Raw genomic sequence first — 3122 nt, 5'->3', positions numbered from 1 at the left:
GGTCCATAAGAGAAAGGGCGTTCTCGATCTCGCCCAGTTCTATCCTGTATCCACGGATCTTAACCTGGGCATCAGACCTGCCGATGTATTCCAGGTTACCATCAGGAAGCCAACGTGCCAGATCACCTGACCTATATAATTTAAAATTACTTTCTTCAAAAGGATTCTTTACAAACTTTTCTTCTGTTAATGCTTCCCTATTCAAATAACCTCGTGCTACTCCAGCTCCTCCAACACATAATTCTCCTACAACTCCAACCGGTACTAAATTTAAATCTGAATCTACAATATAACATCCCAAGGTGGGAATTGCAGAACCTATATTACTAACGGAATTTAGAACTTCTATCTCTGTGATTTCTTTATAAGTAACATGTACTGTCGTTTCTGTAATCCCATACATGTTAATCAGGGCACAGTCAGGATAGGTCTGTTTCCAATTTCTTAAATAACTAGGATTAAGGGCTTCTCCTCCAAAAATTACATATCGTAGGGAATGTTCGAAGCTTCCGTGAAGAAATTCTTCCTGGAATGCATAAAATGAACCTGGGGTCTGGTTTAGAACTGTAACGCCTTCCTTGACCAATAATTCCTTAAAAGCAATGGAATCTTTTGTAGCAGCTTTGGGAACAATAACCAAACGTCCTCCAAATAATAAGGCTCCATACATTTCCCATACCGAAAAATCAAAACAAAACGAATGAAATAATGTCCAGACATCGCTTGATTCAAAATCATACAAGCATGACTCGTTTTTGAATAATCGAACAACATTTGTATGTTCGATCATTACTCCTTTCGGATTACCCGTACTTCCAGAGGTGTAGATCACATAGGCCAGATTATGGGGCAGCAATACAGTATCGGGTTTACCTGATGGATGACCGCAGATCAAATCCCACTGATCATCCAGCAACAGCACCGATACCGGATGTTCCTTCAATGCCGCATGGCTTGCAGAGCTGCTCAAAACCAGCTGTATTGCTGCATCTTCAAGCATATAACCGATACGCTCTACTGGATACTCGGGATCGATAGGAACATACGCACCAGACGATTTCAAGATACCAAGTATTCCGACCAGCATCTCAACACTGCGCTCCAGACAGATCCCTACAAGGGTATCGGCAACAACGCCCCTACCGCGCAGGTAATGCGCAAGCTGATTGGAACGTTCGTCCAATTCACGGTAGCTCAATTGCTCTCCCTCGAAGACAACCGCTATCGCATCAGGGCTCTTTACCACCTGCTCCTCGAACAAATCAACAACCGTCCTGTCCAATGGATAATCAACACCTGTGGCATTGAAGACATCCAGAAGCTGGTGCTCCTCATGGGCGCTCAACATCGACAAACTGCCGATAGGCTGGGATGCATCAGCCGCAATACAAGCCAATAACTGCTCATAGTGCCCCAGCATCCGCTCGATGGTAGGTTTGTCAAATAAAACCGTACTGTACTCCAAATTTAATACAAGTCCGAGGCTGTCTTCGGATATAGTTAACATCAAATCAAACTTTGAAGTAACTGAATCAAATTTATAACCTGTAATTGTAATCCCCTCTAATTCTGTCGGTGTTTCTTTGGAACTCTCCGGTGTATTCTGTAAGACAAATAATACTTGAAACAACGGGCTCATACTCATGTCACGGTTCCTAACGACACGATCAACAACCTTTTCAAAAGGAGTTAGTTGATGGTCATAACCCTCAAGGGTGGTTTCTTTTACTCTCAACAATAGCTCTTTGAAAGTTGGGTTACCACTCAAATCACTACGGAGTGCCAGAGTATTAAGGAAAAAGCCAATCATTCCTTCTAACTCGACTTGAGTACGGTTAGCAATTGGTGTTCCTACACAAATATCATCTTGCCCGCTATACTTGGATAACAACACTTTAAATGCTGATAACATCATCATAAAAAATGTTACTCCTTCTTCTTGGCATAAAGATTCCAATGCTACAGTTAGTTTTTTATCCAATACAATAGAAACACTTGCTCCTGCTGTACTTTGAACAGAAGGGCGAGGATTATCATAAGGTAGTATTAAGGTAGTCGCCCCCTTTAACTTTGCTTCCCAATATGATAACTGGCTCTCCAATACTGAACCTGCCAGATAGTTGCGCTGCCAAATAGCATAATCTCGATATTGCAGGGCCAGCTCTGGTAAAACTACTTTACGGTTATTTTGAAAAGAACAGTATAATTCTTTTAACTCATAACTAAATATTCCTTCTGACCAGCCGTCACTGGCAATGTGATGAAAAACACAAGCCAGTACGTATTCTTGGTTTCCTAATTCGTACAGACACGCCCTTAGTTTATAATCCTTTGACAAATCAAAAGGTAATTCTAAAAAGGAAGAAATCATCTCTTCCAGGTTATCATTGGTATTTAGTATTTTATTTTCTAATATCCAATTATTAGAGGAAACTAATTCCTGATGGCCTATTCCATTTTGAGAAACAATATTGGTCCTCAGCACTTCATGTCGATCAATTATACAAGATAGGGAACTCTCTAAATAAGAAAAATTTAAAATACCACTTAATTTTAAAACAACTGGCATATGATATTCTATACTTCCTTGTAATTGATCTAAAAACCATAAACGTTCTTGGCCAAATGACAAAGGAATTCGCTCAAGGGAATCTCCATTACCAGGAGTAACCTTTGGTAGAACATTTTTTTTATTTTTAATCTTGAGCTTTTGAATATATTCAAGTATGTATATCTTATTATCTTTTATTTTTTGCAATAAATCAGAATCAATGGAATCAACAGATTTTATTGTTAAGGAATCGCCATTTATACCTAATTTTACTCCTTTAGCGTGAGCTTCTTTTAGAATATTTAAAATTTCTACATTCATAGTTAAAATTATATTTCAATCGTTTTATTATAGTCTTCTTCAGCTTCTTCTTCAAAATCCAGAGCAAAAAAATCAATTAGTCCCCCTAATTCTGAAATCGTAGTATGTTCAAATACGTCCCTGATCGATACTTCCGTTTTAAGCTCCCTGCGGATCATCGATACCAATCGCGTCGCAAGAAGGCTATGGCCTCCAAGCTCGAAGAAATTGTCATAGATCCCAACCTGGTCCAAACCAAGAAGATCCTGCC

At 39.3% G+C, this 3122-nt stretch carries 2 protein-coding genes; both read right to left on the bottom strand.

All coding sequences use genetic code 11. From position 1 onward, the window contains the following. Positions 1-2872 (bottom strand): non-ribosomal peptide synthetase (locus tag ACFS3A_RS26685; protein ID WP_379828769.1); only part of this gene is annotated, 2872 nt, incomplete at its 3' end. An 8-nt stretch (positions 2873-2880) separates the two neighbouring features. Then, on the bottom strand, positions 2881-3122 hold a 242-nt coding region (locus ACFS3A_RS26680; protein ID WP_379828767.1), incomplete at its 5' end, for a phosphopantetheine-binding protein.

The organism is Flavobacterium notoginsengisoli, from assembly GCF_042686225.1.
GTDB classification, from domain to species: Bacteria; Bacteroidota; Bacteroidia; order Flavobacteriales; family Flavobacteriaceae; genus Flavobacterium; species Flavobacterium notoginsengisoli.
Note: the sequence above shows the minus strand (reverse complement) of the source record. Positions and strands in the feature narration are given on the sequence as shown.